The organism is Streptomyces sp. NBC_01454 (assembly GCF_036227565.1).
Lineage (GTDB): Bacteria > Actinomycetota > Actinomycetes > Streptomycetales > Streptomycetaceae > Streptomyces.
The window spans coordinates 369,837-395,702 of sequence record NZ_CP109461.1 but is presented as its reverse complement, the minus strand read 5'-3'; the positions used below and the strand labels follow the sequence as shown (position 1 = coordinate 395,702).

The following is a 25,866-nucleotide window of genomic DNA, read 5'->3' as shown; positions in this document are numbered from 1 at the left end:
TCAGGCGAACAACTACATGCTGTAGAGTCTTGCTGCTACATGTTGTAGAGCCACGGCCTCCGCCCTGCGCCGTCCGAGCGCAGACAGTGCGGTGCGTTCGTCTACGTCGATGGAGGCTGATCGCGCGTGTTGTCCCCCAGCCCGGCCGATCCGGCAGCGGCCGGTATCGCCCTCCCGGGGCCCCGCCCGCCGGGCCCCGGCGGGCGGATCGTGATCATCTCCGCGAGCGTCGGCGCCGGCCACGACGGCGCCGCCGCTGAACTCGCCCGCCGCCTCGGCGCGTACGGCCGGTCGGTGGACCGGCTCGACTTCCTCGACCTGCTCCCGGCCCGCCTCGGCAGGGCGATCAGTAGCGGCTATCACCGGCTGCTGACCCATGCACCGGGGTGTTACCAGCGGATCTACGCCGCCGCCGAGCGCGCCGGAGGCAGCGGCCCCGGGGCACGAGCCCTGCTGCGCAGCGCGGAGAAGCGGACCCTTCGGGCGCTGCCGCCGGACACCCGGGTGGTGGTCTCCACCTACCCCGGCGCCAGCCAGGTCCTCGGGGCGCTACGGCGCAGCGGCCGGCTCACCGTCCCGGCGATCACCTACCTCACCGACTTCTCCGTGCACCCGCTGTGGGTCGCGGCGGGCGTCGACCTCCACCTGGCCGCCCACGCGATACCCGCCGCGCAGGCCCGCGCCTGTGGCGCCGCCCGGGCCCTGGAGTCCGGGCCGGTCGTGGACCCGCGCTTCTCCCCCGTCGGCGACCGGGAGCGGCGGCCGGCCCGGGCCCGCTTCGGGCTGCCGCCCACCGCACCGCTGGCGCTGCTGGTCGCCGGTTCCTGGGGCGTCGGCCCGGTCCAGCAGGTGGCCGCCGAGATCCGCGACAGCGGCGCCGCGGTGCCGGTAGTGGTCTGCGGCCGCAACGAGGCCCTGGCCGGGCGGCTGCGCGCGGCGGACATCGAGCATGTTTACGGCTGGGTGGAGGACATGCCCGGCCTGATGCACGCCGCCGACGTCCTCGTCCAGAACGCCGGCGGTCTCACGTCGCTGGAAGCCTTCGCCGCCGGTCTGCCGGTGGCCGGCTACCGCTGCATCCCCGGCCATGGCCGGACCAACGCCGCCGCCCTGCACGATGCCGGACTGGCCACCTGGATTCGCGACCCGGCCGACCTCAAGCCGGTCCTGACCGACCTGCTCGGCGGCCCACTCGGCAGGCGTCAACGCGCCGCCGGCCTGGCCCTGTTCACCGCCGACCCGGACACCGGGCCGGTGGCGGCCATCCTCCGGGCGTGCGGCGCGGGAACCGCTCCGCCGCCCGTGGGCCCGCCCCGCCGACGCAGCCGCCCGGCCCCGCACAGGCTCGCCGGCACCGCCGTCCTGGCCACCGCGCTGTGGGCCACCGCGGTGGGCACCGGCATCGCCGCCACCCACAACGGCCTCGGCGTCCTGCGGGGCATCGACGACCGCAAGGATCACCGACCGGACCACGCCGAACCGGCCGCCGCGCCGAGGGAAGGACACCGCCGATGACCACCGCCCGCCTGACCCGTGGCCTCGCCTACGCCGCGCTGCCCGCCCTCGCGTTCGCGTACGCGGCCCCGGTCGTCTCCACCTTCGGGCCGCTGCGCAACCGCCTCATGCCCCGCCTCGCCGGACGCGGCCGGACCGATCACGTGGCCCTGACTTTTGACGACGGCCCCGACGCGCTGTCCACCCCCTTCTTTCTCCGCCTCCTGGACGAGCGCGGAATCCGCGCCACCTTCTTCCTCCTGGGCTCCGCCGCCCGCCGCACCCCGAGCCTGGTGCGGGAGATGAACGCCGCCGGACACGAGATCGCCCTCCACGGCTGGGCGCACCGACCGTTGCTGCTGCGCGGCCCGCGCTCCACCCACGACGACCTTGCCCGCAGCCGCGACACCGTCGCCGACATCATCGGAGCCCCGCCCCGGCTCTTCCGGCCCCCGTACGGGGTGATGACCACCGCTGCCCACCTGGCCGCCCGCCGCCTCGGCCTCACCACCGTGCTGTGGACCTGCTGGGGCGAGGACTGGCGGGCCCGGGCCACCGCCGACAGCGTCCACCGCACCGTCACCGCCGACCTGTGCGGCGGCGGCACGATCCTGCTCCACGACTCCGACTGCACCTCCGCCCCCGGCTCCTGGCGCAGCGCCCTCGGCGCGCTGCCCCGCCTCCTGGACACCTGCGAGCAACACGGCGTGCGCATCGGCCCGCTGCGCGAGCATGGCATTGCGCCGTCCGGGCGCACGCTCGCGCTCCTCCATGAGGAAGAGCAGGAGCATGCCCGGTGAAGATCTCCTTTCTGATCCACAACGTCTACGGGATCGGCGGGACCATTCGCACCACGCTGCATCTCGCCGCCGCGCTCGCGGAGCACCACGATGTGGAGATCGCCTCCGTGCTGCGTCATCGTGAACGCCCACGGTTCGCCGTCGACTCGCGGGTGACGCTGGTGCCTCTGGTCGACATCCGCCCCGACTCCGAGGATGCCGCCGACCCGCTGCTGTACCAGCCGGCCGAGGTCTTTCCCGCCGCCGAGAAGCGGTACCGCCAGTACAGCCGCCTGACCGACCGGCGGGCCGAGGAATATCTGCGCGGCTGCGGCGCCGACGTGATCATCGGGACCCGGCCCGGTGTCAACGTCTACCTCGCCCGCTTCGGTCCGCGGCGGGCCCTGCGGATCGCCCAGGAACACCTCACCCACGACGCCCACAGCAAGAAGCTGCGCGCCGAACTCGCCCGTCACTACGGCACCTTGGACACCGTGGTCACCACCACGGAGGCGGACGCCGCCGTCTACCGGGCCAAGATGCGGCTGCCGGGCGTACGGGTCCTGGGCGTGCCCAACGGCGTGCCCGAGCCGGACGTCGCGCCGTCCGACGGAACCGCCAAGGTGATCGCCGCGGCCGGCCGGCTGGTGCGGGGAAAACGGTTCGACCTGCTGATCGAGGCATTCGCCCAGGTCTTCGCCGAACAGCCCGACTGGCGTCTGCGGATCTACGGCACGGGCACCGAAAAGGACCGGCTGCAGCAGCTGATCGACGACCGCGGCCTGGGCGAACACGCGGAGCTGATGGGGGTTCGCTCGCCGATCGAGGCCGAGTTCGCCAAGGCTTCGATCGTGGCCGTCGCCTCCGACGCCGAGTCGTTCGGCATGACCATCGTCGAGGCCATGCGCTGCGGCGTACCGGTTGTCAGCACCGACTGTCCGCTCGGCCCGGCCGAAATCATCCGCGACGGGGTGGACGGCCGTCTCGTCCCCGTCGGCGACCACAGGGCGATGGCCGACGCGCTGCTCGACCTCATCGCCGATGAAGACGCCCGCCGCCGCATGGGCCAGGCCGCCCTGGCCGCCTCCCGCCGCTTCGACCCGGCTCCCATCGCCCGTACCTATGACGCGCTCTTCGCCGAACTGGACGCCACGCGCCGTGCGCGGGCCAGGCAGCGCCAACGAGCCTTGTGGCGCGGCCGGTTGCGCCGCATCGTACGCAGACTCCGCAGGTGAGCCTCCCTCTCACCGCGCCCGCCTTCCCGCAGCGCACCGCCATGCGACTGCCCCATCACCGGCCCCACTCCCAGGAAAAAACAGGTCTCATGAGCGTGATCAGCGTCAGTCAAGCCGCCGTACTCGGAGTCGTCGAGGGCCTGACCGAATTCCTCCCGGTCTCCTCCACCGGCCACCTCAAGATCACCGAAGGGCTGATGAACATCCCCGTCGACGACAGCGCGGTCGTCGGCTTCACCGCCGTGATCCAGGTCGGCGCGATCGCTGCGGTACTCGTCTACTTCTTCAAGGACATCGTGCGCTTCGCCACCGCCTGGGGGCGCGGTCTGAAAAACCGCGAGGAACGGCACCACCATGACTACAAGTTCGCCTGGTGGGTCATCTACGCAACCATCCCGATCGTCATCGTCGGCCTGGCCGCCAAGCCCCTCGTCGAGGGCCCACTGGCTTCCCTGTGGGTGGTGGCCGGCTCACTGATCGTCGGCAGCGGCTTCATGTGGGTGGCCGACCAGATGGGCCGCCACAAGCGCGGCGAGGACGAAGCCACCTTCAAGGACGCGATGATCGTCGGCTGCTCGCAGATCCTCGCCCTGCTCTTCCCGGGCTTTTCCCGCTCCGGCGCCACGATCTCCACCGCCCTCATCCGCGACCTGGACCGGGTGGCCGCCACCCGGCTCTCCTTCTTCCTGGGCATCCCGGCCCTCACTGGCGCCGGTCTGTACGAACTCAAGGACGCACTCGGCACCGGTGCGGGTGCCGCTCCCCTCGCCGTGGGCACCGTCGTGTCGTTCGTGGTGGCCTACGCCTCCATCGCCTGGCTGCTGAAATTCGTCGCCAAACACTCCTTCAGCGCCTTCGTGATCTACCGGATCGTCATCGGACTGCTGCTGTTCGGACTGCTCGCCACGGGTGTACTGAACGCCTGACGCCCCCGGGCAAGGTGCCGTACAGGTCAGTGCGCCATCCGTCTCAACCGGGCGAGAGGTAGACGCGGTAGCCGTGGTGGACACGCAGGCCGGGCAGGGGGCCGGAGGTCCAACGGCGGGCGTATGCGGGCGCCTTGTGGTGGGGCCGTACGAGAACGGCGACCGGCTCGTGCCGGGCAGTTGCGAGGACCTTCGCGACGGTGGTGTTCTGGTTGTGTCCGGTGACCTGCCCGGAGGCGCAGCGTGCCTGGTACGCCACGGGGGTGGCCAGCCGACCGGTGACCAGGCAGGGCGGCCGTACCCCGTAGGTGCGCAGGTCGGCGGCTATGCGGGCGTAGTCGCCGGTGCCGTCGGCGGCGGTCCGCGCGGCACGGGTCAGGATGGCGTGCCGGCTCACCAGCTGCACCGCGACGAGCGCGGCGATCAGCAGGGTGGCGGCGGGCCGCAGCCGGGGGCCTGCGGATCTGGTCGCGGAGGCCAGGGCGTCCGCGACCGGGACGGCCAGCAGCGCATATGCGGGGAGCAGGAAGCGGGGCGCCGCGTAGTCGAACTCTTTGCGGCGCAGTTGGCCCCCTTCGCCGTGGAGGGTGCAGTGCCGCGCCGTGGTGTCGACGGTGAGGTCGCCGAGCCGGAGTACTTCCTGGGGGGTGGGGGTGATGGTGTGGCGGCGCAGGTGGGCGCGCAAGCGGGCCAGCAGGACGGTGAGGCTGAAGGGTTTGACGAGGCGTCGATGTCGTCGGTGCGGGCGGTGAGGATGATGATGAGCAGGTCGGGGCAGCGGGTGCGCAGGGTGCGGGCCACGTCGAGGCCGTCCATTGTCGGGCAGGCCGAGGTCCAGGAGGAGGGCATCGTAGGGGGTGCGGGCGGCTTCGGCCAGGCCGCTTGCGCCGGTGCGGCTCCAGGTGGGCGCGTGGCCGTTGCAGCGCAGGCCGGTTTGCAGGTGGCGTCCGATGGTGTCGTCGTCCTCGATGACGAGGACGCGCAGGCGGCTGCGGTCCGGTGTGGCGGGCGTGCCCATGGGCGACAGGGTAGACAGGTCGCTCGTTGCACGCTGGTCCACGGGACCGCCCCGCACTGTGGGAGCGACGAGTGCGGTCTGAGCCCGTGTCCTCTGTGCTGACGGGCAGCCACCAAAGCCCGCCCGCGGGTGATGACCTGATGACATCCTTTTGGATCACCTCCACACTGGACACGCGGTGGTCTTGCTCGGTGTTCTGCTCTGGTTGCCGGGCCGAGCTGCCGTCCTGGGCTCCTGCCAGTACGGCGAGCAGGGCGGCGGCTGCGGTGAGTGCCAGGTCGGCGCCGGGGATCGAGAGGCTTGCGGGTGGTGGGTCGAAGACTCCTGTCAGGCCCTTGACCAGCATCCTGCTCCAGCACCCCTCGCCCCGCTACCCGCAGATCCGGTTCCTCCGATGAGGCACCCGCCATACCCGCACCACGGTCACCCCTTCAGGTCTGCGGTGTCGCCGGTAATGGAGAAGGTTTCCACCCGGCCGCCGGGAAACTCGACTTGGTCGGCGTCGTAGGTGTGGTCGACGGCCACGACCAGGTAGCCGTGGCTGGCTAGTTCCTCGATCAGAACAGTGCCGAGGCTGCGATCGCTGCGCAGGCCCGGTGAGTACAGGACGACCGGCCTCCCGCACCGGCCGCGGTCCACCGGTGCGGCCGGGTGGGCGTGCGTGGTGGGCAGCAGCAGCGTGCCGGACGGGATGCCCTGTTCCCGCTCGAAGAAGGTGACGGCGCCGGGTGACATCCACGGCACGGGCGGGTGGCCATGGGCGGCGCGTGCCGGGTACCAGAGCTGGATCATGAGCTCCCGAGCCGGGCGGGAATCCTGCCAGGGATCGACGCGCGCCCGGTCGACCAGGTGCACCGCGACCGTGCCCAGGGGATGCGGACCGGTTGGTGCGGGCAGGGTGAGCCGCACCGTTCACCATCCCAAAATGTAAGGTGTCCTTTCCATCAAGTCAAGTATCCTTGACTTGATGGAAAGGACACCTTACATTCATCGCATGGCAAAGCAGGTACAGCAGGACCAGGTGACGCGCGCGGCCCGCCGCGCTGTACTCATCGACGGCATACCCGTGTCCACTTTGGGCGTGATAGCCCTGGCCCTGGGCAGCAACCCTCATCCGAGCACCGCCCAGAAGGCTTGGTGGATCGCGACCACCGCCGTCTTCACCCTCGCGATCACCTGGGCGCTGCTGCGGGCATTCCGGCGCGCGGACGAATACCTGCGCAGGATTCAGCTGGAGAGCATGGCCATCGCGTTCGCCGCAGTCCTCGTGGGGCTGCAAGTGGCCACCCTGCTCGATGCCGCAGGCATCATCCAGCTCCATCAGCTCGCGCAGTTGATCCTCCTCGGCGGCGTGGCCATCTGGATGACGATCGCTGACCTGCGGACCCGCCTGAACCGGTGACGGAGCACTGTGAAGAACCGACTACGCGAACTGCGTGCAGCCCGCCGGTGGAGCCAGGCCGACCTGGCCGACCGGTGCCAAGTCTCACGGCAGGCCATCAACGCCATCGAAACCGAGCGGCACGATCCCAGCCTGCCTCTGGCGTTCACCATCGCCGACGTCTTCGGCCTGACCATCGAGGGAATCTTCCGTCCTGACCGGCCGGAAACGACTGGCAACCCGGCCTGAATTTGATTCCTCATGCGGCCTCGACAGGCCGCATGAGGAATCAGTGAACGAAAGGGCGCTCGCCCCGAAACCGGGACGAGCGCACCTTGAACGCGAGCGGGCGGGGCAGGTCAGTCCGCGTGCCGGGTGGCCCGCTCCGGCTCGCTGACGTCCTTGTGCGTCACACCCAGATACACGACCAGACCCAGGATGACGGCCAGGAACAACGCGCTGGTCGCCACCGTGCCCAGGCCCAGGCCGCCGTCTCCGGTCGGCTGGGAGAGGTAGTCGCCGATCGACGCGCCGAGGGGCCGGGTGAGGATGTAGGCGATCCAGAAGCTCCAGACCGCGTTCAGGTCGAGGGAGAACCGAGCGAGGGCGATCGCGGCGATGGCCGCGGCGAAGAGCACGGCCGACACCCAGTAGCCGAGGTTTATCTTCTCGGCGACCAGGTCGCCGGCGGAGGTGCCGAGCGCGAAGGTGAACAGGACAGCGAGCCAGTAGAACGCTTCGCGGCGGGTGGTGTCGACGTGGTGGATCGACAGCGTGCGCTCGGCGCGGTACCAGAGGGCGAAGACAATCACCAGGGCTATCGCGAAGACCGTGGTGGTGGTCTCCAGCGCCACGCCCATGTTGTCGGTGAGGTTGTCGCTGACCAGGGTGCCGACGACGCTGATCAAGGCGACGGCGAGCCAGTACACCCCCGGGCGGTAGCCCTTTGTGCGGAACTGCACCACGAGCACGACGGCGAGCAGCGCGCTCATCAGGAGCGAGACTCCGGTCAGCCCGAGGCCGGCCTTCTCGTTCAGGAGGTCGGCGGCGGTCTCGCCGACCGTGGTGCACAGCACCTTGATCACCCAGAAGTAGACGGTGACCTCGGGCACCTTGTTCCAGCGCAGCCGGTGACGGGAAGGGGCTGCCCGGCCGGCCTCCTGAAGCACCGGATTCTCAGATGTCTCGTATGTCATGCTGCCCGACCGTGGCACCGGGCACCTGAACAGATCCTGACTGTCGCCGTGGATCACCCGCCCCGCCCGTTCTGTGCTCGCACCATAGCTCCATGCACACGCACGCACATGGTCTCCGCATAGCGGTCTTCCGTCCCGCCCCTGCCCCCGCGACGGAAGAAGACCGCCATGCACGCACCCGCTCCGACCGCCAGTGGCGGCTACGCCGACTCGCTCGCCGCGAGCGTCCACACTGCGGGCGGGGGCTTCGCCCTCGTCGGCGTGGTGCTGCCCTGCGCGGCGGGCATCCTGGTCCGCCTCAGCCTGCCCCCGTCCCTGCTCGTCCGAGTACTGGGCGCAGTCGTGCCTGTGGCCCTGGCCGGCTCGCTCGTCCTGACGTACGTCAACGCCAGCGGCGCCCTCGGCTCCTTCGTCGCCCGGCCACGCCCGCTGCTGCTGGGCGCCGCGCTGGTCGTGGCGGCACTGGTCTGCCAGCTGTCGTTCGTGCTCGGCGGGTGCGCGGCGCGGGTGCTGCGGCTGGACCCGCCCGCCGCCTCCTCGCTCACCCTCGCCTGCGGCATGAACAACAGCAGCGCCAGCGCCGTACTGATCACCGCCGCGCTCCCGGACAAACCACACCTACTGCTCCCGGTCCTCGCCTACGGCCTGCTCCAGAAGACAGCCGCCAACCGAGTCGTACGGGTCCGGCCTCCCACGGTGTTGCGTTCTATTGCCTAAAACATCGCGGCCCCCGGCCCGACGCCGGGGGCCGCAGGACACCGGTGCGCGCAAGCTGTCGCAGCCTGTTCCCAGGATGCGACAGGCGTCGATGGCTGCGACCGTATGGGTGAAGAATGATCGATGCGGGCCAGCCCGCACGGGAGACAGACTTGGTCATGGCGTACCCCCCGCACTTGCGCGAGCTGGTCGAACGATGCGAAACGCTGAGGCGCCGCCTGGCCGTCGACCACAGCGCCGAGACCGCCCGTCGGCTCGAAGACGCGGCCCACGCACTGTGCCTGCTCACCGGGGCACCCGCCGACTGGACACGGCGCTGTACGTCGCCCGTCAGCAGATGTTCGAGGCGATGAGACGCAAGCAGCCCAACCAGCACTGAGAGGCTCAGCCGTAAATGTCCAGGTCGGATACGAGACGCTGGCTGCAGTCCGAAGACGATCAACACGGTCCCAGATCCTCGCCACCACGGATCTGGGACCGCCATCATGCGAGCTGAGAACAACGTACTGCGAACCGGGGCTCACTGCTGCGTATCCGCTGCCCGGCCTCACGGCGCATGCCGACTGCCCTCTGTTCAAGGGCCTGATCCGACGAAGAAGCGGGCCGTCGGCGCGGTCGCCGGGACACTGATCAGTGGTGGCAGGGTGCGTACATGATGACCGCCATGCAGGCGAGGCAGATCGCCTCGCCGATCAAGGCCGGAGCGGTCGGGCCGGTAGCTATCGGCGACTATGCCCCGGGCGATCGACCCGGCGGCGAACCTCCTGGCCTTTCCGCTGATGAGCGTGGGATGGCGGGAGCTGAAGCCACCATCGCGGTCTGTTCCCCGCCCGTAGATCGAGACGCCGTGGTGCCAGACACCGATGTACAGCCTGCGCTTTTCGACCCGGTAGGGGGCATTCCGTACGACAGTGCCACGCTCGCCTGCGGGAATTCCTCCAGGATCAGCCCGCTCACCCGGTCGAAGAGCGAACGGTGACCTGGCGCAATGGCGTCTGCGGCTCGGCCGGTGGCACCCGACCGTCGCGGCTTCATGGCAGGGCATGGGCGTGCGGCACCAACGGCGTGCTCCAGGCCGTCAGGCGGATGACCTGGGCAGATGGAGAACTGGGACGGGAGTATCTAGGGTCAGCGCGTGGCTTTCATCATGGTGTGCGAGGACGACGCGGCGGTCCGCGGCGTTCTCAAGCGCGCCCTGGAGCATGACGGCCACACCGTCTCCGTCGCCGCCACGGCCGATAGCCTGCTGCGGCAGTTCGCACCGGCGCCCGATCTAGTCGTCCTGGATCTCGGGCTCCCGGACGCCGACGGCCGCGACGTCTGCCTGGCCCTGCGGGCTCGCGGCGTCGACGTGCCGGTGTTGATGCTCACCGCCTTGGACGGCCTGCATCACAAGGTGGGCGGCTTCGAGGCCGGCGCCGACGACTACATGACCAAGCCCTTCGACATCCCGGAACTGCTGGTCCGTGTCCGGGCGCTGCTGCGCCGGGCCATCGTGGCGCCCGCACCGTGCGAGGTCGTCCTCGATCCGGCGAAGCACGTGGTGACCTACGATTCGGAGAGCATGAGCCTGACCCCGACCGAGTTCCGGCTACTGGGCCGCCTGATCGCCTCGCAGGGCGACGCGGTACGCCGCCACGCCCTCATCGCTGCCGGCTGGCCGCACGGAGCGCAGGTCAGCGACAACACCCTCGACTCCTTCGTGCGCCGGCTGCGGACCAAGCTCCGTCCGCTGGGTGTGGCCGAGCGTCTGGCGACCGTCCGCGGTGTGGGCTACCGATGGCAGTGACGGGATTCCGCAGCAGGGTCGTCGCGCTCACTGTGCTGATCGCCACCGCCGTGGTCGCGATACTGGTCGTGGTCTCGCACGTGCTGCTGAGCCAGGTGACGGACGCCGACGCGCACGATATGGCGCGTACCCGCGCCGAGGCGGTCGCGGCGAACGTCACCGCCAAGGCCGGCCGTGTCGTACTGACGGAGAACAGCAGCGAGGCGCTGGACGAGGTCGCCTGGGTGTATGCCGACGGCCGCCTGATCGACGGGAACGTACCGGCAAGCGTGGTCGCGCGCGTCGAGGCGCTGGCAGGCTCAGGGCGATCGCAGACCGCCGCCGTCGGCGACTACCTCCTGTACGCGCGGCAGGTCCCGATCGACGGCCACCACGTCATGGTGATCGTCCGGGTGGACCTCACGCCCTACGAGACATCCGAGCAGCGCAGCCTGACCCTGTCGCTGATCCTGGGCGGCCTCGCAATCCTCCTGGCCGGCGGTGTCGCACACCTCGCAGTGCGCCGCGCGCTGCGGGTCGTGCAGGAGATGGCCGCCCTCGCCGACGAATGGGGCCATCACGAACCCGGGCGCCGCTTCGACCTTGGAGCCCCCCGCGACGAGTTCGGGGAACTGGGACAGACCCTGGACCGCCTCCTGGAGCGCGTCGACAACGCGCTGGCGGACGAGCGCCGGCTCACCGATGAGATCGCCCACGAGCTGCGGACACCGCTCACGGTCCTGCGGGCCGAGGCTCAGCTGGCGCAGCTGTCCGGCGAGCCGGTGGCGCCGGAGGCGGTGCTGAGCGAGGTCGACCGCCTCGACGCGGCGATCACGACGATTCTGCGCGCCGCGCGCGCACGGACCGACGCTGGGACCCGGTGCGATCTGGGCTCCGCCGCGCGGCAGGCGATCGCCGGCCGCGCGGTCGAGGTCGCCTTTCCCGCGAAGGTCGAGGTCGCCGTGCCGGCCGACGTCGCCGTGTCGCTGCTGTCACCCCTGCTGGAGAACGGCCTGCGGCACGCGAAGTCCCGTGTGTGGATCACCGGGCGCAACCATGGCGAGGCCATCGTGGTCGACGTCCTGGACGACGGCCCCGGGTTCGATCCCGCGGACGTCGACCGGGTCTTCGAAGCGGGGGTGACCAGCGGCGCCGGGTACGGGCTGGGGCTGCCGGTGGTCAGGCGCATCGCCGCCTCGGCCGGTGTGGAGGTCCGCGCGATCGCCGACGGCCGCGGCCACGTCGAGGTGACGCTCCCGGCCGCCCGTGCGGCCACGTAGTCAGGTTACGTGCAGGTTCCCCGCGTAAACCTCCCCGCATGACAACGACAACGGAAGCACCCACGCGCAGCGGGCGCCTCATGCTCAACAAGGTCCCCGAGGTCACCATCTGGTTCTGGGTGATCAAGATCCTGTGCACCACCGTGGGTGAGAGCTTCGCCGACTGGATCAACATGAAGCTGGGCGTCGGCCTGGTGAACACGGCCTGGATCTTCACCGCGGTCTTCGTGGTGGTCCTGGCCGTCCAGCTGCGGCTGAAGCGGTACGTCCCGTTCCCTTACTGGTTGACCGTGGTCGTTGTCAGCGTCACGGGCACCTTGTACACCGACATCCTGACCGACCAGCTGAACGTGCCGCTGTGGATCAGTTCCGCGGTCTTCTCGGTGCTGCTGGCGGTGGTCTTCGGCGTGTGGTGGCTGCGTGAGCGCACGCTGTCCATCCACTCGGTCACCACGCTCCCGCGGGAGTCGTTCTACTGGCTCGCCGTTCTCGTCACCTTCGCGCTCGGCACCGCGACCGGCGACTGGACCCTGGAGCTGACCGGCTGGAGCCCGGGCGTCTCGGTGTTGCTGCCGCTCGGCCTCATCGCGGCGATCACGGCGCTGTGGAAGTTCGGCGCGAACCCGGTGCTGTCCTTCTGGCTCGCCTACATCCTGACCCGCCCGCTGGGAGCGAACATCGGCGACTGGCTCGCCTCCCCCAAGGTCGCCCAGAACCCGGGCGACCCGACCGGTCTCGACCTGGGCACATTCACCACCAGCCTGATCTTCCTCGGCCTGATCCTGGCGACGGTGGTCTACCTGACAGTGACGCGCGCGGATGTGACCGAGACCCGCGAGGCGACCCACGCCGCACCCGTCACCGGCGACCCGCGCAAGGAGCGCACCGCGCTGGCCGGCTTCGGACTGCTCGCCGTCGCCACCACGGGCCTGCTGATCTGGGCCCACGGCCAGCCGCACGCCGGCCCAGCGCCGGAGACCGACAACACCTCCGCCGTCCAGATGGCTCCCGGCCAAGCGGTGAAGAACTTCCCGCCCGCGAAGGTCGCCGCGCTGAAGACCCTCGCCTCCACCTCGCTCAAGGACGCACGCTCGGGGAACGCGACCGGAGCGCACGCGGCCGCCCAGTCGCTGCGTGACCTGTGGGACGCCGACCAGGCGTCACTGCAGCCGCTGGACCAGACCGGCTGGACCTCCATCGACGCCCAGATGGACAAGGTGCTCAAGACCTTCGGCATCGACCACCCGAACCCTCCGATGTCGCCTGCACAGCAGGAAAAGGAACTGACCGCCCTCCTGACGGACATGGGCTGACAGACCGCACAGCGCCGGGCCGGCCCACCCGGCCGTCGGGCTCGGTGTGCCGGGCTGCGCCGAGAACCGCGCCGCCCCGGCACACGCCGTCGAGCCGCGGACAGCGCAGGCGGCCGAGGCCGCCCGTGGCAGCCCGGGCATGTCAGCAGACTCCCGTGGGGCGGTCGAAGCCGGCGTCAATGGCTTCGACCGCCCCGCTGTTGCCCCAGGCTGGTCAGTCACGGGCACGACGCCGGTCACGTTCCGCTTGCCCGAACGGGCTGCATTGCCTCAGCGCCATGCCGTCCGGGATTGAATCAAAACTGAGCCACACCAGGAACCGATCCGGCGTAGCGGAGGCCCAGTGAACGTATGCGGTCACCGCACTGGGCGGCTGGGTGGCACCACGGAAAGTAATCACCTTTGCAGTCGTCGGGCTCGGATTGCTCACAACTTGCCGAAGCGGTTACTGCTCACGAAGCGCGGATTTTGGCGCTTCCGCAGGAGCCAGTGCTAATGATCAAGAGGAACCTACAGGCAGCGTGCATGTAGGTTCCGCGGTTTCATGAGCACTTCCGCGCGATCAGGAGCACTGTTTGGGCATTAGGCGGGATCATGAACGGCCGCTACGGTCAGTAGTCTCCATCTATCCGCCGTTTATGATCTTTCCAGCGGGGGAGCATCCGCTCTTCGCTCCGTCCTCGTCCTTCACCATGTCTCAACCCAAAGCTGGAAAGCGTTCAGTGATTCCGAACTGCCCTCGCGCGTGTAGGCAGACGTCGATCGCCTGGTTTCCCTCGGTATTTCCATCATGGAGAGCCAGTTCAGTGGGGGCGATGTACGCCTCTCCCGGGTCAATGCGGACCCGTAGGACAGGGCACTGCGGGTGTGCGGTGAAGAAGCCGGGGATACGCCGATCCCACGTTTTGTGGTCTGTCAGCCCCAACACATCGGCGGCGAACGGCACGTAGAGAAGCGATCGCGACCCTTTCCCTAGATTCACCCCTACACGGTTGGTAGCCAGCCCAACCGGCCTGAAAGTGTCCCAGCCGTCAACGTGCAGTCCTGTGAGGAGACCCGTTTCTATTCTCGGAGTAACTGTCACAAGCCCTGGGTCGCGAGCCGCCAAACCAATTAGGCCGAAACCTTCCCGCGTAATAAGATATTCTCCGAGAAGGTCGGCTGCATCCCGATTGACTACGTCAACACCCTGTTCATCGTGCGCGTTGAAGGCATTCGCGTAAGCGAGTGCCACGCGGACGAGTGCGCGATGCACCGAAGGGGGGAAACGGCAGACGCCAACCATTCGGCGCATATCCCATTGCCCGGGCGGCGCACACAGCGTCTCGCATTCGGCAGCGTCGAGTGTGCGCCAGGGCCACATCGGCACAGAAGCATGGGACCGGTAACGCGGGTCATCGGCCGGCCGCACTCCATTCGATACACTCAGACGCTCGTTCAGCGGCATCAAATCGCTTTGCACACGGACACGAACAGCGTCACGTTCCCACTCGAAGCCGTACTGCTTCAGGTAATTTCGCCCAAAGCTGTCGATTGGCGACTCCATGCGGGGCGTCTCACCCCGCCGCGTATCGTCGAGGTGAAACTCGCTTGCCTTGCCTTCGGGGCGTGAAGCTGCCATAACCTCGCCTTCTTGCGTAGGCGTATTCTCAAACTCTTGGAAACGTCCGAATACAAGCCTCAAGCAGCGCGACACCAAAGGACGGGGATCGAACAGAAGGGAGTGGCGCGCGAGGGATTACCCGCGCGCCACAGCGTTCAGTCCGCAGTAGCGTGCCCGTGGGTCTGGTGGTGACCGACACCACCGCCGTACACTGCTGCCAGGTCGGTCTCATCAATGTAGGCGAGGTCCGTTTCCTGCTCCTCGGAACTATTCATCTCGGGCATAACCTCCTCAATCGCTCAAGTTGAGCGCGATGGTGACTGTAACCAGCCCGGCGCGGCATGCGCAATGGGGCCTCCCGCTGCCGAAGGTGGCCGGGCGCCCATTCCGGGTGCGCCCGACTCAGCGAACTGCCCAAGGAATGGAATTGGCGAGTATTGGTCTGCTTGCCGGTTGAGTGCCACTGATACAGATGGCCTGTCACCTATCCTCCGCTCTTCGCTTGTCCGGCGGGGCAGGAAACGCAAGCGACCCGGCGCTCGTCGAGACCATTGAAGCTCACCCCCTTCCCTCCAGCTTCCAGAGGAGAGCGTGGCAAAAACCTGCTTGCCGCCCAAGAATCGGAGCCGGCTACCCGAAGTGACGACCGCTCAGAGCCTGTCGGGCCATGCTGCTCATGATCACCGAGCACACGCGCTGCTCACCAGGCGCGGAATCCGGTGTTTCCGCAGGAGCCAGTGCTCATGAAGTCACGCTCCCTATAGTGCACATGCGCGGCAGCCGCGTGAGCAAGGAACCGCTGGTCAACCGGCAATGCGCACGCTTTCGGGGAGCGTGGTCAGTTCCCGCGCGGGGCGCACATGATCACGGCCATGCCGACGAGGCACACCAGGGCGCCCGCCACGACGCGTGGAGCTGCTGCGGCCGGGACAGCTCCTGCAGGCGCCCGGTGAACAGCGCATCCCATTCGGCGACCCGCAGTGGCTGCTCCTCGGTGGGCAGCGTGCAGGACTGCGGCACCCACGAAAGATCACTCATCGCACTCGCTCCCGTCGTCACGTCCCCGGTGGTGGAGACACCTTCGACGGTAAACCTGTACCTGGGTACCGGTTGCAAGCCTGGCAGTGAGGGCCGAGCGTCGCTAGGTGGGTGGGGCGGTGAGCTGCTCGGCAATCTGGGCTTCGAGTGCGGCGATGCGTTTGTCGGCGAACCGCGTGTTGTCCCGGGCCGCGGCGAGACGCTTGGTCAGGCGCTCCCGCTCGGCCGTCAGCGATCTGACCTCGCGTTGCAGGGCGACGTTCGCGGTGGTGATGCGGACGACGTCCGCATCGGTCCACTCGCCCTGCAGCGCAGCGATCTGGCCGAGGAGTTCGGCGATGCGCTCTCGCTGGTTGACGACCTCCGCGTTGGTGTTCTTGAGGGCTTCCTCGGTGTTGAGTGCGCGTTCTCGCCAGGACGCCTCAACCGCGTCGCGCTGGGCTTGATCCGTCTGCGCCCGCAGCCCGCGAGCCCTAGGTGTATTGATCACGAGCGTTGTTAACAGCTGCTGGGTCTTGATCAATGGCGAAGACCTCCGGTGTGGTGGAGTTGTCTAGGACTGCACCGCACGGAGGTCTTCGTGTCCCACCGTAGCTTGGTGGCGAACTCGATATCGTCGCTGATTCCGGCAGCCCGGCACCGTTCGCGGTTCGATATCCAGTCCTTCGGGAGATACAGCTCGCGGTCGATCAGTGCCCGCCCCCGGTCGGATCCATAGGCCAGGAACACTCCGATCTGGGAATTCTCGATCCGGCCAGCCGTCCCCGAGTACTGCCGGGCCACACCCGCCGACTTGATGCCCTTCTTCAGGAAACCCGTCTCGTCGAGGATCAGAATTCCCCGGTCGGGATCTGCGATCTGCTCCACGACCGCGTCGCGGACGTCGTCCCGCAGGGCATCGGCGTCCCACAGGTAGTGGTTCAGCAGCCGCTGCATCCCCTGGGGGCCGTCGTCGCCGGCGGCCTCGGCCAAGGTCCAGCCGTTCTTCCGTTCCGCCTCGCTGAGCAGTCCCCGCAGGTAGGACACCATCCGCCGCCTCGACTCCACCCGCCCGAAGCGTCCCGCGAACCGCGCCACGAAGTCACCGAACAAATCTGACCAACCATCAACTATCTCGTCCACCACGAAACCAGCAACGACGACGACCGCATCGAGTCACGGAGTGTCGTTGCAGTACTAGCGGCGGCCTGGGTGACGATGGATCGGGCCTCGGTGCGCTCGTAGAGGAAAGTGCGTGAGACGTCCGCCTGCCGGGCGACCTCGGCCACGGTGATCGCACTGCCGCTCTTGGCGAGCTGGTCGACGACGCTCTTGACGCGCACGAGGCTGGGACCACATGCGGTCGAAGTAGTCTTGGGGCCGGCGCAGGTCCAGGGCGAGGGCGTCCTCCAGCATGCCGAGGCCGGCCAGTGCCTTCTCCAAGCCGCCGATCGCGCGGGCGGTGGGCTCGAATACGGAGTGCAGGTAGTCGGCCGTGCGGTCGTCGGGGGCACGTTTGGCCAGCGAGGCCCACTGCTCCGCCTTGCGACGCCAGTACAAGAGGTCGGCGCCGGACATCACGAACTTGTCGCAGTTGTGGCAGTCCAGGTCCCACGGGCACGCGTCCCCTCGCACCACGGGCTGGTAGGTGCAGAATCCGCCCTCGGCCGGGGTGCAGCGGCGCGCGAGGTCGATGGCCATGGCCTGGGCTTCGGCCCGGGTCATGTGCTCGGACGGCGAGGCGAGCAGCCGGCCCGGCTCGGCCGATCCCGGTCCGCTGACCCAGACCCGCTCGAGTGCGTCGTCGACCTCCGAGGACGCGACCTTCGCGTAGTGCTCGGCCATCCGTACGGAGATCTGGCCGAGGTACTGCTTGATGTGGTGCAGGCCGGCGCCACTCTTGAGCAGGTTCGTCGCCAGCGTGTGGCGGGCCTGATGGGGCACCCAGGCGCCGATGTCCAGCGCCTCCAGCCAGTCCCTGAAGGCGTCACCGAAGATGCTGTAGGTGATCACAACCGTGCCGTCGGGATTCTTGTGGGGCGAGGGGAACAGGGCGAGCGCCTTGCGTTCCTTCGCACTGGGGCTGCGGCCGTAGCGGTCTTCGAAGCGTTCGACGGTGCGCTGGTTGCGCAGTTGAAGCCGCTCGTAGAGGCGTTGCGGGATGCGGATGGCCTCGTCGAGGTTGCCCACCTTCGTCTGGTCATGCCAGAGGAAGGGAACCTTGCGGTGGATCGACGTGCATTCCAGCCGCAGTTCGGTGATCTCCGAGGCCCGGCGGCCGGTGAACACCAGGGCCTCCCAGATGTCGCGATAGCCCATGTCGTTCGGGTCGAAGCGGTCGTCGAGTACCTGGAGGTTTTCCTCGTCGGCCATGGCCCGGGCCACCGGGTCGGGGAACGGGTTGCGGGTGCGGTCGGCGCGTTGAGCCTTTGGCAGAGCGATGATGAACTCCCGTGGCAGGCCGATGCGTTCGGCCTCCCCGGTCTCCATCGCGTCACGCAGGATCGACCGGGCCTCGTTGAAGGTCTCGCGGCGGGTGTAGCCGGTGACCCTCATCGGCCGTCCGTCACGGCTGATCGCAAGCGACGGCAGGCCCTCACGCGCCCGCTTACAGGACGGGGGGGGAGCCATCACCGAGGTCACGACCGCGACCAGGACGACGATGGTGTAGGTGGCCGTGGTCAGTACGCCCAGGCGCAGGCCCGCCGTGGCGATGACGATCTGGATGACACCGCGTGCGTTCATTCCCGCGCCCATGGCCAGCGCCTCCCACACGCCGAGCCGGGCGAGAAGCGCCCCGAGGAACACTCCGGCGAATTTCCCGAGCACGGCAACCGCCAGCACCGCCAGTGCGGCGACCGCCATCACGGGATGGGCCAGAGCGGCTAGGTCGATGTGCAGGCCCGCGGTGGCGAAGAACAGGGGGCGAATACCGCCATGAAGCTTCCCCTTGTGACTGGACACCTGGAGACTGGGACATGAGGTTCCAGAGGAAGTAGTGCCAGGTGGGTAGTCAGTACTCCAAGCGGTATTCGGAGGAGTTCAAGCGGGACGCGATCGCGTTGGCCCGCTCCTCCGACAAGACGATCACGGAGGTCGCGCGGGATCTGGGGGTGAGTCCGGAGAGTCTGCGTGGCTGGGTCAAGCGTGACCGGATCGACCGCGGCGGGGGCACGTCGGGCGAGCTGACCAGCGCTGAGCGCGAGGAGCTGAAGCGGCTGCGCAGGCAGAGCGCCGAACAGCAGAAGACGATCGAGATCCTGAAAAAAGCGGCCTTAGATTCAACCGGTCAGAGCAACAGTGCTGGTTGAGGACGGTATACGTGGCGAGATTGGGTCGGCCGGGGATGTCGGACGAGACGAAGGCCGACCTGTGGCGGCGGTGGAGGTCCGGGGAGTCGATCAGCGTCATCTCGAGACAGATCGGCAAACCGCCCGGCTCGGTGTTCACCGTCCTCAAGCATCACGGAGGAATCGCTCCCGCGCCTCGCAAGGCGCGCGCTGGAAGCCTGACCTTGGGCGAGCGGGAAGAGATCTCGCGCGGGCTTTGTGCCGGCCATTCCTACCGGGCGATCGCCAGCCTGCTGGGGCGTGCGGTGTCGACGATCAGCCGTGAAGTCGGCAACAACGGCGGACGCGACGTCTACCGGGCAATCGCTGCGCAGGAACGGGCACTTGACCGCGCCAGGCGCCCGAAACGGTGCCTGCTCGCCACCAGACCGGCGCTCAGGCAGAAGGTGCTGACCCTGCTCTGCGAGGAGTGGTCACCCGAGCAGATAGTCGGCCACCTTCGTCGCTATCACGGCAATGACCCGGCGATGGAGATCAGCCACGAGACGATCTACCGGTCGGTCTACACCACCCGGTGGAAAGTGATCCCCCGCGAGGTCTGCAAACGCCTTCGCACCGGCCGCCCGATCCGGAAGAACAAGCGACACACGGTGAAGGGACAATGGCGCTCGCAGATCACCGATGCCCGGCCGATCGAGGAGCGCCCCCAGGCCGCGGAGGACCGCAGCGAGCCCGGACATCTGGAAGGCGATCTGGTGATCGGCTCGAACAACAGCCAGGTCGCCACCCTGGTCGACCGAAAGACGCGGTTCCTCACGGTCGTGAAACTCGCCAGCCGCCACACCAACGTTGTCGTTCCAGCTCTAGCCGAGACATACACGCGCATGGACTCCCGACTACGAGGCACGCTGACCTGGGACCGCGGCATGGAACTGGCAGCCCATAAGCGTCTCAGCACCGACACCGGCGTCGACGTGTTCTTCGCAGCCCCACGCAGCCCCTGGCAGCGGGGCACCAACGAGAACACCAACAAGCTGCTCCGGCAGTACCTGCCCAAAGGGACGAACCTCTCGACGTTCAGCCAGGGCGACCTTGATGCCATCGCGGCAAAACTCAACAACCGCCCCCGCAAGTGCCTGGGATTCCGCACCCCGGCCGAGAGTGTTGCCTTGACCGGTTGAATCTAAGGCGGCCTTCTTCGCGAAGGACAGCGATCGGTGAGCGAGTTCTACCAGTTCATCGCTGCGGAGAAGGCCGTCTACCCGGTGGCCCTGCTGTGCCGTGTCCTGGGCGTGGTCCGCTCCTCGTTCTACGCCTGGCTGGAGGCGGAGGATGCCCGGGAGGCCCGGACGCGGGCGGATGACGCGCTGGCCCACGAGATCACCGTGATCCACCTGGCCTCGAAGGGCGCCTACGGTGTTCCGCGCGTGCACGCCGAGCTACGGCGGCTGGGCCGACCAGTCAACCGCAAGCGGGTGGAGCGGGTCATGCGCGAACGTCGGATCACCGGCGTCACACGCCGAAGACGCCGCTCGCTGACCCGTCCCGACAAGCAGGCACGGCCCGCCCCGGACCTGATCGGCCGTGACTTCACCGCCGCCCGGCCCGGCACCCGGCTGGTTGGGGACATCACGTACCTGCCCACCCGTGAGGGCTGGTTGTATCTGGCCTGCTGGCTGGACCTGGCCACCCGCGAGGTCGTCGGTTACGCGATGGCGGACCACCACCGTGCCGCGCTGGTGGTCGACGCACTGCGGATGGCCCACGGCCGGGGCGGCCTGGAAGACGGCTGCATCACACACAGCGACCGCGGAAGCGAGTACACCTCAGCTGAATTCCGCGCAGAAGTACACACGTTGGGGCTTCGTGAGAGCACCGGCAGGACTGGCTCCTGCTTCGACAACGCCGCGGCGGAGAGCTTCTGGGCCGTGCTCAAGGAAGAGATCGGCACCCGGATCTGGCCCGACCGGGCGACCGCCCGCGCCGACGTGTTCACGTTCATTGAGACCTTCTACAACCGGCGCCGCCTGCGCAAACACGCTGTGTTCGGGTACCTCACACCCCACGAGACGCGTCAGCGGTTCCGTAACGCCCAAACACTCGCAGCGTAGAAGAAGAGTGTCCAGGATCACGGGGAAACTTCACCCCACCGCCAGCAACGCATTCGGCATGCCGGACTATTCGCAACAGCGGCGATACCAGCAGTCCGGCTCCGAAAATCGAACCCGGACAGCATTCGACACCCGTGGCAATCCGCCTCTGATCCACACCAAGCGAACAGTCCAACATGACGCCCCATCAACACTATCTGATGGCCCATCATGAAAGTCAGCATCAAGTCAGCGTGCGTCCTGCCAGAGGCGGCGACACATGCACTTGCGCCAATCCACCCCACACCACTTCTGAGCTGCAAAGATGCTGGCCAACCCGCTACACCCACCAGAACGCCGCCAACCCGGCGCCAACGGAACCCGAATCGGCGTGCGAGCAACATCACCGCGCGCCTGCCTTCCCTACTGCTCGACCGGACAAAGTTTCCCAGCGACACCGTGTCCACCCACTTCCTGCACCTGGCGGGAGCAGCCGCCCTGAAGGAGTGGGGTCTGCGCGAGCAGCGCCGCACCGCAAAGCGGTCTCACTGGTCAGGCCGTGGTCTCCACCGTGATCTTCAGTCGGGACCTGCACCGCCACGGCGCCGACCTCCGTCATGACCTTCCTGGGCCGGTAGTCGTTGCGGGCGTTGCCGCCAGAACGAGAGCCCCAGCCACCGGTGCGGCCGGCCTCCTCGCCCAGATGCTGGTCCATCTCCGCCTCGACGGCGGCCTGCATGAGATGCCTGGTCAGCTCAACCAGCAGGCTGCCTTCGCCCATCAGCTTCAGCCCGCCATCGCGGACCTTGACCTCGGCGAGTTCGGCCAGCTCGTCGAGCAGGCGCGGGCTCAGCCCGTGCGCAGCCGCCGCCTCACGGCTCAGAGTTGTTGCTTTCGATGCCACACCGGCACCGTCAACGTCACCGTCCAGCACCGCAACCGATACACCGTCAGCGCCCTCGATCAGGGTGCTGTGGCAGCCCTGGAAAGGACGGCGAAGGCGAGGGAGACGCAGCTGGTCTCGCCGGGGAAGTGGCCGATGACCTTGACACGGCGGCGGGTCTCGCTGAAGGTCCACTCGATAAAGTTGCAGTGCCGGATGCGCTTGTGGTAATCGGCGGGACACCGCAGGTAAGTGGCGAGTGAATTCCAGTCGACCAGAAGGGAATTGGCCGCGGCCGGGTAGGTCTTCTCCCGCTTCGCCGCGAAGTCGCCGAGGAGGCGCTCGACGGCGACGACGAGCAGCTGGCCGGGGCAAGGCCGAGTGCGGCGGTATCGAAGATCTCCCAGAACTCCTTCTTGACCTGTTCCTGGTCGTGCAGGCTGACCTTCGAGACGACGTTGCGGCATTTATGAATGAGACACCGCTGGCGCAGGCCCGGCCCAAGACGAGCTCGCAGGCGGAGATGAGTCCCTTGCCGCCGTCGGATATGACCAGCAGCGGAGGCTCCAGCCCGCGATCCAGGAGCCCGGCAGAGAAGTTGACCCAGGCGTCGTGGGACTCGGAGGCGGCGGCTTCCAGGCCGATGAAGACGGGTTTGCCGTCGGTGTCGATACCCCAGGCGGCCAGCACCGGCTCCGCGGGCACGTTCGGGTGCATGCGGAAGTGCGAGGCGTCGATGAACAAGTAGTCCAGCGTGACGCCGGTCAGGTCGCGCATCCACCAGGCGTCATACTCGCCGCGGATGGCCTGGCAGATGTTGGAGACCGTGGACTTCGACAGCGCCGCGTCGGAGCCGAGGGCTTCGGCGAGGATGTTCTCCACGTCCCGGGTGGACAGGCCGCGGACGAACGAGGCGAACACCAGCGACTCTAGCGCATTCGTCCACGTCACCGCGGTGCCGAACAGACGCGAGCGAACGCCTCCGTGGTGCCCCGCCCTCTGGGACGGGCCACCGTCACCGGTCCGGACGTCGTCTTGATGGTCGCCTCGCGATGCCCGTTGCGGTGCCGGCCCGCACGACCGGTACGACCCCCTCCGTCTCACCGGCCTCACCATCAGCGGCGGCACCGGCGCGCTGGTAGTGGGCCGGGCCGAGGAACTCCTCGACCTCAACTTCCAACGCGAACTGGATGATCACCTGGCGCCGAGACGGGCAACATCCTCCAGACACTCGGCCAGCGGTCGGCCCTGGGCGAAGACGGCATCGATCTCGGCATGGATCGCCTGGATGGGCGATACTCGTGACTGCACGAGCGTGGGTCCTTTCGTACGAACTTGGCCGTTCAGTCCGAAACCTTCGCTCGTCGCCTTTACACCACCTTTTGGACGCGACCTCCGCCGCGGCGGCCAGACCGTTGCGCAACGCGTCGTCGCCGACGAGGCGCGAGGAGCCGTCGGTGCCCTTGCGCTCGGAGGGGAACAGCGGGGCACCGGGTCGAGTGCGGTCGTCGTCGAACTGGCCCCGGACGTCCTCGATGAACCACCGCAGCATGCGGTCGGCGCCGTTGATCAGCGGCACCATCCGCTCGCGCGGACCCGAGCCGCGGGCGCCCTCGCCGTGACGCACATGGAGCTTGCCGAAGCGGCCCAGGTCCCACTTGATGTCGGCCAGGTCGAGTTTGCATGCCTCGCTCACCCCGAGCCCGACCTGCGACATCAGATTCGATGCGGTGCAGTTCCGCGCGGTGGGGGCGAACTTGCGGCAGGTCGCCAGCTCGCCGCCCCAGCCGGTGAACAGCGCCTGGCCTCCGGCTCGGTCGGCGGGATCCACAGGGCAGCGTCCTTGGATCCCCGCGGGCGGTTCATCTCGTCGATCGGGCACTCGACGACCCGCCCAGTCATCCGATGGATCTCGACCTTGTGCCGCAGTTCCAGCAATAGATATGTGAGATATCAGCCCTCGGCGAACAGCTGAAACAACCTCTGACCTGGGACTTGTAACTGATCACTAGAATCTGCTCCTAGCCTATGTAATGTCTACCGGGGTCCACCGTGGTCCGTGGCGACAACGAATGTCCAGGTCAGAGGTCCCCGCGTGCTCCCGTGCGCTCTCGTTTGTGAGAGATGTGTGAGACGAAGTGAGACGCAGGGTTTTTGGTCACACTGACACCCCGGCGGGTCTCCGGTGCGGCGCGACACCCCGCTCCACCGGCCCCGCTCGGAGCTCCTGCCAGGCGGGTGCCTGCCCGTCGACGTACCGGAGGCTGGGCGGATCTCCACCCAGTCTCCACATCGGCAAGCCGTGGTAGGCATCATGCGCGGCGGCGTGATCCCGGCGGTTTGGCTCGCCCCTCGTCTCGGGATCCGCGACGTGCGGACTGTCGGGATCACCCGCACCACCAGCGACAGTATCGATGCTTCCTAATGAAGTTGTCAAGCCGCTGTAGCCACTGGGGGTGCGACCTCGTAGCACCGTCGGTCACGGATCAGGGCCCACAGGACGTTGACGCGGCGGCGGGCGAGGGCGAGCACGGCTTGGACGTGCTTCTTTCCCTCGGCGCGTTTGCGGTCGTAGAACTTCCGCGAGTTGGGGTCGCAGCGGACGCTGACGAGCGCGGAGGTGTAGAAGACGCGCTGGAGTCTTCGGTGGTAGGCGACCGGCCGGTGGAGGTTGCCGCTGACCTTGCCCGAGTCGCGAGGCGCGGGCGCAACGCCGGCGAAGGCCGCCAGGGCGTCCGGAGAGTCGAAGTCGTCCAGGCTGCCGCCGACAGCGGCGAGGAATTCCGCTCCCAGCACGGCACCGATGCCGGGGACGCTCTGGACTATGTCGGCGAGTTCGTGCTCGCGAAACCGGCCCTCGATGAGCTTGTCCATCTCGGAGATCTGCTCGTTGAGGGTCATCACCTCCCCGGCCAGGGTGTGGACCAGCTTGGCTATGGTCTTCTCCCCGGGGATGGCGGTGTGCTGCCGCTCTGCTGCCTCAACGGCTGCTTCGGCCAGGGATCTTGCGTTGCGGACGGTGCGGTTGGCCAGCCACTTGGTCAGCCGTGTGACCCCGGCGCGGCGGATCGAGGCCGGACTCTGGTACCCCGTCAGCAGCTTGAGCGGGCCGGTGTTGGTCACGTCCAGGGCCCGTTCCAGGGCGGGGAACATGCTCAGCAGGGTGCCGCGCAGGCGGTTCACGGTGCGGGTGCGGTCCTCGACCAGGTCGGCGCGGCGTCCGGTCAGCAGCTTCAGCTCGATGGCGGCTTCGTCGCCGGGGCGGATGGGCCGCAGGTCGCGGCGCATCCTGGCCTGGTCGGCGATCACGTAGGCGTCGCGGGCGTCGGTCTTGCCCTCGCCGCGGTAGCCGTCGGAGGCCCGGTTCACCAGCCGGCCGGGCATGTACAGGATCTCCTGGCCGTGGTTGACCAGCAGGGCCAGCAGCAGTGCGGGTTCTCCGCCGGTCATGTCGATGGCCCAGGTGACCTGACGCCCGTCGGCCAGGTCGAGGACGTCACCGAGCAGTTTCAGCAGCTCGGGCTCGTCGTTGGCGACCCGCCGCGACAGCAGTGTTTTGCCGTCGGTGTCCAAGGCGAGGCCGTGGTGGTGGCCCTTGCCGCTGTCGATCCCCGCCCATATCCGGCTCATCGTGCTCCTGACGTTCGTGTTCGTACTGTTCGTGCCACGGACGACTTCGCCGGCATTGCTCTACGCAGCGACTTGTTCGCACTTCCTAATCGGCGGCCGAGTCGTCGTGGGGTGCCGGGCGGCGAAGCCTCGCAAGCCACAAGGTGGCAGCCGCCTGACAGCCACACCCAGCACCCCTGGGCGACCCAACCCTACGAATGGCTCGATCAACCCGATCAAGAAGGTAGAGCCGCCTGACCACGCTGG

The 25,866-nt window shown here is 68.2% G+C and carries 23 protein-coding genes and 4 pseudogenes; 15 read left to right on the top strand and 12 right to left on the bottom strand.

All coding sequences use genetic code 11. The features are described 5' to 3' along the window. Window positions 1-126: 126 nt before the first annotated feature. The 4 genes from OIU81_RS38525 (at window position 127) to OIU81_RS38510 (ending at window position 4,434) form a co-directional block, all read left to right on the top strand. The gene (locus OIU81_RS38525) at window positions 127-1,515 is read left to right on the top strand and encodes a glycosyltransferase (protein ID WP_443073897.1); all 1,389 of its coding nucleotides are present in this window, start codon (window positions 127-129) and stop codon (window positions 1,513-1,515) included. Then, window positions 1,512-2,294 carry a polysaccharide deacetylase family protein gene (locus OIU81_RS38520; RefSeq protein ID WP_329142485.1) on the top strand — a complete coding sequence of 261 codons (783 nt, stop codon included), beginning with the start codon at window positions 1,512-1,514 and terminating at the stop codon, window positions 2,292-2,294. The genes OIU81_RS38525 and OIU81_RS38520 overlap by 4 nt, the downstream gene beginning before the upstream one ends. Then, window positions 2,291-3,508, top strand: a complete 1,218-nt coding sequence (locus tag OIU81_RS38515) for a glycosyltransferase family 4 protein (RefSeq protein ID WP_329142486.1) — start codon at window positions 2,291-2,293, stop codon at window positions 3,506-3,508. The genes OIU81_RS38520 and OIU81_RS38515 overlap by 4 nt, the downstream gene beginning before the upstream one ends. 89 nt (window positions 3,509-3,597) lie before the next feature. Next, window positions 3,598-4,434, top strand: a complete 837-nt coding sequence (locus OIU81_RS38510) for an undecaprenyl-diphosphate phosphatase (RefSeq protein WP_329142487.1) — start codon at window positions 3,598-3,600, stop codon at window positions 4,432-4,434. 43 nt (window positions 4,435-4,477) lie between these two features. Here the strand turns inward: OIU81_RS38510 and OIU81_RS38505 are convergent, their stop codons facing one another. Then, a complete protein-coding gene (locus tag OIU81_RS38505; RefSeq protein ID WP_329142488.1) occupies window positions 4,478-5,452 on the bottom strand; it encodes a response regulator transcription factor in 975 nt (324 codons plus the stop codon). Between the two features lie 423 nt (window positions 5,453-5,875). After that, window positions 5,876-6,361, bottom strand: a complete 486-nt coding sequence (locus OIU81_RS38500; protein WP_329142489.1) for an alpha/beta hydrolase — start codon at window positions 6,359-6,361, stop codon at window positions 5,876-5,878. Between the two features lie 85 nt (window positions 6,362-6,446). Between OIU81_RS38500 and OIU81_RS38495 the strand changes: the two genes are divergently transcribed. Both OIU81_RS38495 and OIU81_RS38490 read left to right on the top strand, forming a co-directional pair. Beyond that, window positions 6,447-6,854, top strand: a complete 408-nt coding sequence (locus tag OIU81_RS38495; RefSeq protein ID WP_329142490.1) for a hypothetical protein — start codon at window positions 6,447-6,449, stop codon at window positions 6,852-6,854. A gap of 9 nt (window positions 6,855-6,863) precedes the next feature. Continuing rightward, the gene (locus OIU81_RS38490) at window positions 6,864-7,082 is read left to right on the top strand and encodes a helix-turn-helix transcriptional regulator (protein WP_329142491.1); all 219 of its coding nucleotides are present in this window, start codon (window positions 6,864-6,866) and stop codon (window positions 7,080-7,082) included. Window positions 7,083-7,192: 110 nt separating this feature from the next. On the opposite strand, the gene OIU81_RS38485 is transcribed toward OIU81_RS38490, so the two are convergent. After that, window positions 7,193-8,029, bottom strand: a complete 837-nt coding sequence (locus OIU81_RS38485; protein ID WP_329142492.1) for a COG4705 family protein — start codon at window positions 8,027-8,029, stop codon at window positions 7,193-7,195. Between the two features lie 180 nt (window positions 8,030-8,209). Here OIU81_RS38485 and OIU81_RS38480 point away from each other — a divergent pair. The 6 genes and pseudogenes from OIU81_RS38480 to OIU81_RS38460 all read left to right on the top strand — a co-directional run. Then, window positions 8,210-8,746: pseudogene (locus tag OIU81_RS38480) on the top strand (sodium-dependent transporter); the annotation flags it as partial. Window positions 8,747-8,862: 116 nt separating this feature from the next. Next, the gene (locus OIU81_RS42615; protein WP_443074893.1) at window positions 8,863-9,099 is read left to right on the top strand and encodes a DUF5133 domain-containing protein; all 237 of its coding nucleotides are present in this window, start codon (window positions 8,863-8,865) and stop codon (window positions 9,097-9,099) included. A 299-nt stretch (window positions 9,100-9,398) separates the two neighbouring features. Further along, window positions 9,399-9,725 carry a hypothetical protein gene (locus OIU81_RS38475; protein ID WP_329142493.1) on the top strand — a complete coding sequence of 109 codons (327 nt, stop codon included), beginning with the start codon at window positions 9,399-9,401 and terminating at the stop codon, window positions 9,723-9,725. A gap of 156 nt (window positions 9,726-9,881) precedes the next feature. Continuing rightward, the gene (locus OIU81_RS38470; protein ID WP_329142494.1) at window positions 9,882-10,535 is read left to right on the top strand and encodes a response regulator transcription factor; all 654 of its coding nucleotides are present in this window, start codon (window positions 9,882-9,884) and stop codon (window positions 10,533-10,535) included. Further along, entirely contained in the window at window positions 10,526-11,794 is a 1,269-nt protein-coding gene (locus tag OIU81_RS38465; protein ID WP_329142495.1) for a sensor histidine kinase, read from the top strand. Before OIU81_RS38470 ends, OIU81_RS38465 begins: the two co-directional genes overlap by 10 nt. A gap of 38 nt (window positions 11,795-11,832) precedes the next feature. Continuing rightward, the gene (locus tag OIU81_RS38460; protein WP_329142496.1) at window positions 11,833-13,107 is read left to right on the top strand and encodes a COG4705 family protein; all 1,275 of its coding nucleotides are present in this window, start codon (window positions 11,833-11,835) and stop codon (window positions 13,105-13,107) included. Between the two features lie 697 nt (window positions 13,108-13,804). Here the strand turns inward: OIU81_RS38460 and OIU81_RS38455 are convergent. The 5 genes and pseudogenes from OIU81_RS38455 to OIU81_RS38435 all read right to left on the bottom strand — a co-directional run bounded on the left by OIU81_RS38455 (window position 13,805) and on the right by OIU81_RS38435 (window position 18,691). Beyond that, the gene (locus OIU81_RS38455; protein WP_329142497.1) at window positions 13,805-14,728 is read right to left on the bottom strand and encodes a hypothetical protein; all 924 of its coding nucleotides are present in this window, start codon (window positions 14,726-14,728) and stop codon (window positions 13,805-13,807) included. Window positions 14,729-15,574: 846 nt separating this feature from the next. Then, the gene (locus OIU81_RS38450) at window positions 15,575-15,748 is read right to left on the bottom strand and encodes a hypothetical protein (protein ID WP_329142498.1); all 174 of its coding nucleotides are present in this window, start codon (window positions 15,746-15,748) and stop codon (window positions 15,575-15,577) included. Window positions 15,749-15,851: 103 nt separating this feature from the next. Next, complete coding sequence (locus OIU81_RS38445) at window positions 15,852-16,271, bottom strand: hypothetical protein (protein WP_329142499.1); 420 nt, start codon at window positions 16,269-16,271, stop codon at window positions 15,852-15,854. Window positions 16,272-16,342: 71 nt separating this feature from the next. Continuing rightward, window positions 16,343-16,861: pseudogene (locus OIU81_RS38440) on the bottom strand (IS701 family transposase); the annotation flags it as partial. Window positions 16,862-16,924: 63 nt separating this feature from the next. Continuing rightward, a complete protein-coding gene (locus tag OIU81_RS38435; RefSeq protein ID WP_329142500.1) occupies window positions 16,925-18,691 on the bottom strand; it encodes a tyrosine-type recombinase/integrase in 1,767 nt (588 codons plus the stop codon). A 41-nt stretch (window positions 18,692-18,732) separates the two neighbouring features. Here OIU81_RS38435 and OIU81_RS38430 point away from each other — a divergent pair, with 41 nt between their 5' ends. The 3 genes from OIU81_RS38430 to OIU81_RS38420 are packed head-to-tail and all read left to right on the top strand — an operon-like array spanning window position 18,733 to window position 21,128. Further along, entirely contained in the window at window positions 18,733-19,038 is a 306-nt protein-coding gene (locus OIU81_RS38430; RefSeq protein WP_329142501.1) for a transposase, read from the top strand. A gap of 35 nt (window positions 19,039-19,073) precedes the next feature. After that, entirely contained in the window at window positions 19,074-20,198 is a 1,125-nt protein-coding gene (locus OIU81_RS38425; protein ID WP_329142502.1) for an IS30 family transposase, read from the top strand. A 36-nt stretch (window positions 20,199-20,234) separates the two neighbouring features. Further along, complete coding sequence (locus tag OIU81_RS38420; protein ID WP_329142503.1) at window positions 20,235-21,128, top strand: IS3 family transposase; 894 nt, start codon at window positions 20,235-20,237, stop codon at window positions 21,126-21,128. Window positions 21,129-21,510: 382 nt separating this feature from the next. Here the strand turns inward: OIU81_RS38420 and OIU81_RS42610 are convergent, their stop codons facing one another. The 4 genes and pseudogenes from OIU81_RS42610 to OIU81_RS38405 form a co-directional block, all read right to left on the bottom strand. Continuing rightward, entirely contained in the window at window positions 21,511-21,888 is a 378-nt protein-coding gene (locus OIU81_RS42610) for a transposase (RefSeq protein ID WP_443074901.1), read from the bottom strand. Window positions 21,889-22,082: 194 nt separating this feature from the next. Then, a pseudogene (locus tag OIU81_RS42605) lies at window positions 22,083-23,301 on the bottom strand (IS256 family transposase); the annotation flags it as partial. A 64-nt stretch (window positions 23,302-23,365) separates the two neighbouring features. Then, window positions 23,366-23,934: pseudogene (locus tag OIU81_RS38410) on the bottom strand (site-specific integrase); the annotation flags it as partial. Between the two features lie 489 nt (window positions 23,935-24,423). After that, entirely contained in the window at window positions 24,424-25,620 is a 1,197-nt protein-coding gene (locus tag OIU81_RS38405) for an IS110 family transposase (protein ID WP_329142155.1), read from the bottom strand. Window positions 25,621-25,866 lie beyond the last annotated feature (246 nt).

Bases quoted from the DNA above. Each gene is read 5' to 3' on its own strand.
- OIU81_RS38485 (WP_329142492.1), bottom strand. From the start codon at position 8,029: ATGACATACGAGACATCTGAGAATCCGGTGCTTCAGGAGGCCGGCCGG.
- OIU81_RS38475 (WP_329142493.1), top strand. From the start codon at position 9,399: ATGATGACCGCCATGCAGGCGAGGCAGATCGCCTCGCCGATCAAGGCC.
- OIU81_RS42610 (WP_443074901.1), bottom strand. From the start codon at position 21,888: ATGGGCGAAGGCAGCCTGCTGGTTGAGCTGACCAGGCATCTCATGCAG.
- OIU81_RS42615 (WP_443074893.1), top strand. From the start codon at position 8,863: ATGATCGATGCGGGCCAGCCCGCACGGGAGACAGACTTGGTCATGGCG.
- OIU81_RS38455 (WP_329142497.1), bottom strand. From the start codon at position 14,728: ATGGCAGCTTCACGCCCCGAAGGCAAGGCAAGCGAGTTTCACCTCGAC.
- OIU81_RS38460 (WP_329142496.1), top strand. From the start codon at position 11,833: ATGACAACGACAACGGAAGCACCCACGCGCAGCGGGCGCCTCATGCTC.
- OIU81_RS38405 (WP_329142155.1), bottom strand. From the start codon at position 25,620: ATGAGCCGGATATGGGCGGGGATCGACAGCGGCAAGGGCCACCACCAC.
- OIU81_RS38510 (WP_329142487.1), top strand. From the start codon at position 3,598: ATGAGCGTGATCAGCGTCAGTCAAGCCGCCGTACTCGGAGTCGTCGAG.
- OIU81_RS38495 (WP_329142490.1), top strand. From the start codon at position 6,447: ATGGCAAAGCAGGTACAGCAGGACCAGGTGACGCGCGCGGCCCGCCGC.
- OIU81_RS38465 (WP_329142495.1), top strand. From the start codon at position 10,526: ATGGCAGTGACGGGATTCCGCAGCAGGGTCGTCGCGCTCACTGTGCTG.
- OIU81_RS38505 (WP_329142488.1), bottom strand. From the start codon at position 5,452: ATGGGCACGCCCGCCACACCGGACCGCAGCCGCCTGCGCGTCCTCGTC.
- OIU81_RS38450 (WP_329142498.1), bottom strand. From the start codon at position 15,748: ATGAGTGATCTTTCGTGGGTGCCGCAGTCCTGCACGCTGCCCACCGAG.
- OIU81_RS38425 (WP_329142502.1), top strand. From the start codon at position 19,074: ATGTCGGACGAGACGAAGGCCGACCTGTGGCGGCGGTGGAGGTCCGGG.
- OIU81_RS38520 (WP_329142485.1), top strand. From the start codon at position 1,512: ATGACCACCGCCCGCCTGACCCGTGGCCTCGCCTACGCCGCGCTGCCC.